Origin of the sequence: Ramlibacter sp. (assembly GCF_035706265.1) — a bacterium.
Taxonomy (GTDB): Bacteria; Pseudomonadota; Gammaproteobacteria; order Burkholderiales; family Burkholderiaceae_C; genus Ramlibacter.
The window spans coordinates 1-6,055 of record NZ_DASSVG010000136.1 but is presented as its reverse complement, the minus strand read 5'-3'; the positions used below and the strand labels follow the sequence as shown (position 1 = coordinate 6,055).

General features: G+C 71.4%; 7 protein-coding genes. 5 read left to right on the top strand and 2 right to left on the bottom strand.

Translation table 11 applies throughout. From position 1 onward, the window contains the following. Both VFM98_RS05410 and VFM98_RS05405 read left to right on the top strand, forming a co-directional pair. A partial coding sequence (locus VFM98_RS05410) for a cation:dicarboxylate symporter family transporter (protein WP_325108874.1) occupies positions 1-382 on the top strand: 382 nt, incomplete at its 5' end. Between the two features lie 43 nt (positions 383-425). Beyond that, positions 426-1,049 carry a c(7)-type cytochrome triheme domain-containing protein gene (locus tag VFM98_RS05405; protein WP_325108873.1) on the top strand — a complete coding sequence of 208 codons (624 nt, stop codon included), beginning with the start codon at positions 426-428 and terminating at the stop codon, positions 1,047-1,049. Positions 1,050-1,205: 156 nt separating this feature from the next. On the opposite strand, the gene VFM98_RS05400 is transcribed toward VFM98_RS05405, so the two are convergent. Further along, positions 1,206-1,781: a hemerythrin domain-containing protein gene (locus tag VFM98_RS05400; protein WP_325108872.1), complete on the bottom strand. Its 576-nt coding sequence runs from the start codon at positions 1,779-1,781 to the stop codon at positions 1,206-1,208. Positions 1,782-1,884: 103 nt separating this feature from the next. On the opposite strand from VFM98_RS05400, the gene VFM98_RS05395 reads away from it, so the two are divergent. Next, positions 1,885-2,637 (top strand): metallophosphoesterase family protein, encoded by a 753-nt coding sequence (locus tag VFM98_RS05395; protein WP_325108871.1) that lies wholly within the window; start codon positions 1,885-1,887, stop codon positions 2,635-2,637. Next, a complete protein-coding gene (locus tag VFM98_RS05390; RefSeq protein ID WP_325108870.1) occupies positions 2,634-4,067 on the top strand; it encodes a bifunctional serine/threonine-protein kinase/universal stress protein in 1,434 nt (477 codons plus the stop codon). Before VFM98_RS05395 ends, VFM98_RS05390 begins: the two co-directional genes overlap by 4 nt. 86 nt (positions 4,068-4,153) lie before the next feature. Here the strand turns inward: VFM98_RS05390 and VFM98_RS05385 are convergent, their stop codons facing one another. Further along, complete coding sequence (locus VFM98_RS05385) at positions 4,154-5,437, bottom strand: sodium:proton antiporter (RefSeq protein ID WP_325108869.1); 1,284 nt, start codon at positions 5,435-5,437, stop codon at positions 4,154-4,156. Between the two features lie 56 nt (positions 5,438-5,493). On the opposite strand from VFM98_RS05385, the gene VFM98_RS05380 reads away from it, so the two are divergent. Continuing rightward, on the top strand, positions 5,494-6,055 hold a 562-nt coding region (locus VFM98_RS05380), incomplete at its 3' end, for an HAD family phosphatase (protein WP_325108868.1).

The window sequence follows — 6,055 nt, the reverse complement described above, 5'->3', positions numbered from 1 at the left end:
CACGCCGATGACGCTGATGCAGGAGCTGACGCTGCTGGCGGTGCTGCTGCTCACGTCCAAGGGCGCCGCCGGCATCACCGGCAGCGGCTTCATCGTGCTGGCCGCCACGCTCTCCGCGGTGGGCAACGTGCCGGTGGCCGGCCTGGCGCTGATCCTGGGCATCGACCGCTTCATGTCGGAAGCGCGCGCGCTGACCAACCTGGTGGGCAACGCGGTCGCCACGCTGGTGGTGGCACGCTGGACCGGCGACCTGGACCTGCAACAGCTGCAGGCGCACCTCTCGAATCCGAGCAAGCTGGAGACCGACGAGCCCGAGGTCGTGCTCGACGCCAAGACCGAGCACATGCCCGGCACCGTGTCCGCCGCAGCCGTGCCCAATTGACGTGAGGCAGTTGCGGCCCCCGCGGGCCGCACAAGAATCCTGCATGGCGAAGGCCCTGCAGGATTTCCTTTTGGCACGGCGCGCCCGCAGCCTCGCTGCCGCGCTCGCGCTGGTCACCGGCGCGCTGGCCATCGCGGGCGGCGCGGCGGCGCAGGCCCAGGGCGCCCTGCCCGAGTTGCCGGAGGACCTGTTCGGCGCCCTGCCCGAGCCCGCCACCGAAGCCGGCCCGCCGCCTCCGGTGCACGATCCCGCCAATCCCGATCACGCGAAGCTGCAGCAGCCGAAGGAAGCCTTCGCGGTCCTGCCTTCGGATGCGCGCGGGCGGCCGGACTGGGTGCGGGCGCTGCGCGAAGGCGCGATCCAGCCGCGCGCCTCGGTGCGCGGGGACGCAGCGATGCAGGTGCTGGAGCTCGACGTCCTGATGAAGAACACGGCGCAGATGCCGTACGTGAAGTTCCCGCACGGCGCCCACACCCAGTGGCTCGCGTGCGCGAACTGCCACGACGCGCTGTTCGTGCCGAAAGCCGGCGCGAATCCCACCACGATGCCGAAGATCCTGGCCGGCGAATCCTGCGGTGTCTGCCACGCCAAGGTGGCCTTCACCGCGATGTTCACCTGCGAGCGCTGCCACAGCGAGCCGCAGCCGGGACAGCAGCGGTGGTGGTGAGGCTGCGGCTGGCGCCTGTCACGGAGCTGCGGCGGCTGGTCGGCTGGCGCTGAGCCGCGAAACGCGAAGCCCAGCGATCCGCGAGCGCAGCGGAGCGCTGGGCTTCCGGCGCGCGTTGCGCGCGGTCAGCACCAGCCTACGAACTCCACGCGCGCGTCACACGTACGCCCCGCGCGTCGGCGGTGCATGGCGCAGGTGCAGCGCCACGTCCAATGCCGCCATGTGGTTGGCATCGCGCCCGAGGATCGCATCGGCCAGCGGCAGGAACACCTCCTCCTCCAGCTGCGCGTGCTCCAGGTACAGCTCCACCAGCTTCGCCACTTCGGCCCGGAAATCGGGCACGCCGTGCACCCGGCCCTGGGCCGTCGCCGCGACGGCGGGGCGCACCTTCACCCACATCTTCTCGATGCGGCGGTGATCGGCCGCCAGGCGCGCCACGAGTTCCTGCACGCGGTGGCCTTCGCGCACGTCGCGGCAACTTTTCTGCACGTGCACGAACAGCTCCTGCTCCTCGTCCGCATGGTGCTCGTGGACCACCTTGTCGAACAGCGTCAGCGTGGCATGCGCGATGTGGCGTGCGCGGTCCAGCGCCTCCGCCAGCTCCGGCAGCTTCTCCATCGCATGCAGGCCTTCGATGATGTGGCCGTGCGCGCCGTGGAAATCGTTCACCGGGCCGTGCAGCTCGGTGGCGGCGGGGATGGTGTCGGGGCCGTGGTCTTGCTGCGTGCTCATGAGGTACTCCTTCTTACGCCTGATTACCAGTCTCGGCGTGCACCCCCCGCGCAAAGTTGACCTCCGTCAATCAGCGCCCCTGCGCCCGGCAGAATATGGCTGCATGAGGCTGGCCCTGCTCTCGGACCTGCATGCGAACCGGGGCGCGCTGCTGGCGTGCCTGGCGCATGCGCGCCGCGCGGGGGCCGACGGCTTCGCCATCCTGGGCGACCTGGTCGGCTACGGGGCCGAGCCGGTGCCGGTGCTGGACACCGTGATGGAGCTGGCCGAACGCGGGGCGCTGGTCGTGCGCGGCAATCACGACGCCGCGGCGCACGGCGCACCGGCCAGCGGCGGCACCGGCGAGCAACTCGGCGCCGACTGGACACGCGCGCAGTTGGCGCCGCGCCACCGCGAATTCCTCGCCAGCCTGCCGCTCACCGCGCGCATCGGCGACGCGCTGCTGGTGCACGCCGATCCCTACGAGCCGGCGCAATGGCAATACCTGGACCGGCCGGCACTGGTGCGGCGCGCACTCGGCGCGGCGCAGCGCCAATGGGGCGCGACCAAGGTCTTCTGCGGCCACGTGCACCAGCAGCAGCTGTACTACCGCGCGGCCGACGGCCAGCCGATGGCCTTCTCGCCCGTGCCCGACGTGCCGGTGCCGCTGGCCGCGCATCGCCACTGGCTCGCCATCGTCGGCTCCGTCGGGCAACCGCGCGACGGCGACCCGCGCGCCATGTATGCCCTGTTTGACATGGCGCAGTCGCGCCTCTCCTTCCACCGCATAGCGTACGACCACACTGCGGCCGCGGCGGCCATCCGCGCCGCCGGCCTGCCGGAAAGCTTTGCGGCGCGACTGGAGCGGGGACGATGAGACTGCAGGAAGGTTCGGTGATCGACGGCTTCGTGATCGGCCCGCGGGTGCACTCCGGCGCCATGGCGGAGATCTACCGCGTGCGCTACGACGGCGGCCGCCCCGATCCCGGCTTTCCGATGATGATGAAGCTGCCGCGCATGGGCGGCGGCGAAGGCGCCGAGAACCTGGTGGGCTTCGAGGTGGAGCACCAGATGCTGCAGGCGCTGGAAGGTCCCCACGTGCCGCGCTTCGTCGCCGCCGGCGACATGCACCGGCTGCCCTACCTGGTGATGGAGTACATCGAGGGCCGCACGCTGCAGCAGATGCTGGACGACCTGTCGCCGCTGCAGCGCCGCCCCGCGGCCACGGACATCGCGCACTGGGGCCGCGCCATCGCGCTGGCCGCGCACAGCCTGCACCGGCAGAACGCCGTGCACCTCGACCTGAAGCCCGCCAACGTGATCTTCCGCGCCGACGGCAGTTGCGTGCTGCTGGACTTCGGCCTGAGCTGGCACGCGCACTATCCCGACCTGCTCGCCGCCGACCTGCGGCCCGCCATCGGTTCGCCCGCCTGGATGGCGCCCGAGCAGGTGGTGGGCGTGCGCGGCGATCCACGCAGCGACGTCTTCGCCATCGGCGTGATGCTCTACGAGCTGGCCACCGGCGAGCTGCCCTTCGGCGCGCCGGCCACCACCGGCGGCCTGCGCCAGCGGCTGTGGATGGATCCCTCGCCGCCGCGAGCGCTCAACCCCGACGTGCCGCCCTGGCTGCAGGAGATCATCCTGCACTGCCTGGAAAGCGCCGCCGCCAACCGCCCGCCTTCGGCTGCGCACCTGGCCTTCGACCTCGCCAACCCGCAGCAGGTGGAAGTGGGCGCGCGCGGGCTGCGCACCACCCGCACCTCCTTCAGCTCACAATTCCGCCGCTGGATCCGCGCCGCCGGCATGCACTACGAGCCGAGCCCGCTGCCCACCGAGCGCATCGACGAGGTGCCGATCGTGATGGTGGCGGTGCCGCACCACGACACCAGCGATGCGGTTCTCTATGGGCTGCGACAGGCCACCCGGCGCTCGCTGGGCATCCGCCCCGGCGCGCGGCTCGCGTGCGTAACGGTGGTCGACCCGGACCCGCAGGTGGAGGAAGCGGCCGTGCACCGCTACCACAGCGAGCAGCTGCGCCAGTGGTGCCGCGGCATCGACCTGCACGACCGGCAGGTGTCCTTCCACGTGCTGCAGTCGGACGACGTGGCCGGCGCCCTGCTCGCCTACGCGGAGGCCAACCAGGTGAGCCTGATCGTGATCGGCGCCGCGACCCACGGCTTGGCCCTGCGGCGCTGGATTCCGACCATTCCCGCGCGCGTGGCGGCCGAGGCGCCTTGCAGTGTGCTGCTGGTGAAGGATGCGCCGCCCTTCGCGCTGCTGCGGCAGGCGGCGGCCGAGGCAGCCTAGTCGGAGGACGCCGGCGCGCGGGCGGAGCGAAGTTCTTTCTCCCCCCCCCTCCGGGGAAGGGCAGGGTTGGGGGCACGCGCGCGCGTTCAAGCCCGCGATTGCAGCGACGCGCTCGCGTCGACCGGCGCCGCCGCCCCGATCCCCAGCCGCCGCAGGTACCACCCGAGCGTCGGTGCCTGCACCAGCAGGCTGAAAAGCACCACCGCATAGGTGCCGAGGATGAAGGTGTCGCGCCCCTCGAAGGCCGGCAGCGAGAGCACGAGCGCCACCGAGATGCCGCCGCGCAGGCCGGCCCAGGTGAGCACCTTCACGCCGTGGGGCGAGCGGTGCTTCAACCACGGCCCCAGCACCAGCGCCGGCAGGCCGACGCTCGCGAAGCGTGCGGCCAGCACCACGGGCACCAGCAGGAAGGCCGCGAGGTAGGAGGCGGGGTGCCCCGCGAACGCCAGCAACTGCAGGCCCACCATCCCGAACAGCACGAGGTTGAGCACCTGGTCGATCAGGTCCCAGAACGAGAACAGGTGCTGGCGCGTGGCCTCGCTCATCGCGCGCTTGGCCCCGTGGTTGCCGATCACCAGGCCCGCCACCACCACCGTGATCGGTGCCGAGACGTGCAGGTGTTCGGCCAGGCTGTAGCCGGCGGTGGCCAGCGCCAGCGTGATGAGGATCTCCACCGGATAGCTGTCGACGCCGCGCAGCATGAAGAAGGCCGCGTAACCCAGCGCCAGCCCCAGCAGCACCGCGCCGAGGATCTCCTCGGCCAGCAGCAGGCCGACGGAGGCGAGAGTCGGTTCCTGCGTGCCGGTCGCGATGCCCAGCATCACCAGGAAGGCGACCACGCCGGTGCCGTCGTTGAACAGGCTTTCGCCGGCGATCTCCACCTCCAGCGAGCGCGGCACGCCCACGGTCTTCAGCACGCCCAGCACCGCGATCGGATCGGTCGGCGAGATCAGCGCGCCGAACAGCAGGCACCAGCGCAGGGGCAGCTCCGTGCCGAGCGCGCGGAACATCGCCCAGGCGCCGCAGCCCACCAGCAGGGTCGACAGCAGCACGCCCACCGTGGACAGCACGAACACCTGCAGCTTCATGCGCGCCAGCTCCGCGATGTTGACGTGCAGGCTGCCCGCGAACAGCAGCACGCTCAGCAGGCCGTGCAGCACGAGCGCGGAGAAATCGAAGCGGCCCGCCAGCGTGCGCGCCCACTCCGACGCACCGGGAATGGCGTTGCCCGCCAGCACCAGCACGAAGGACACGAGCAGGCCCATGGCCGTGATCCCGATCGTGTCGGGCAGGCGCACGAGGCGGTAGTTGACGTAGCCGAGCACGGCCACCGCGGTGAGCAGCGCTCCGAGCAGGTCGAGGAAGGACATGGCAGGCGCGGGCAACCTTAGCCGAAACGCGGCACGGCCGGGGACAATCGCAGCCCATGAAGTCCTCTTTCCCCGCCACCCGCGCCGTGCTGTTCGACCTCGGCGGCGTGGTGCTCGACATCGATTTCGCCCGCCCGCTGACGGTGTGGCAGCCGCACTCGCGCCTCTCGCCCGAGGAACTGCGTGAAGCTTTCCGGCAGGACGAGCCCTTCCTGCGCCACGAGAGCGGCGCGCTGCCGCCCGAAGGCTACCTGGCGCACCTGCGCGAAGCGCTGGCGCTGGAGTGCGACCCGGCGACGATTCGTGCCGGCTTCAACGCCCTGCTGGTCGCAGAGATCGAGGAGACCGTGCGCCTGCTCGATGCGATCCGCGCCGACGTGCCGCGCTACGCGATCAGCAACACGAATCCCGTCCACGTGGCCGAGATCGAGCGCGCCTTTCCGCGCCTGCTGCCACGCTTCGAGCGCGTGTTCGTGTCGCACGAGATCGGGCATCGCAAGCCCGATGCCGCGGCGTTCCGGCATGTGCTCGATGCGATCGGCGTGGCGGCCGACGAGGCGTTGCTGTTCGACGATCTCTTGCCCAACGTGGAAGCCGCGCGCGCGCTCGGCATGCAGG

Coding starts and splice junctions, on each gene's coding strand:
- VFM98_RS05405 (WP_325108873.1), top strand. CDS start 426: ATGGCGAAGGCCCTGCAGGATTTCCTTTTGGCACGGCGCGCCCGCAGC.
- VFM98_RS05400 (WP_325108872.1), bottom strand. CDS start 1,781: ATGAGCACGCAGCAAGACCACGGCCCCGACACCATCCCCGCCGCCACC.
- VFM98_RS05395 (WP_325108871.1), top strand. CDS start 1,885: ATGAGGCTGGCCCTGCTCTCGGACCTGCATGCGAACCGGGGCGCGCTG.
- VFM98_RS05390 (WP_325108870.1), top strand. CDS start 2,634: ATGAGACTGCAGGAAGGTTCGGTGATCGACGGCTTCGTGATCGGCCCG.
- VFM98_RS05385 (WP_325108869.1), bottom strand. CDS start 5,437: ATGTCCTTCCTCGACCTGCTCGGAGCGCTGCTCACCGCGGTGGCCGTG.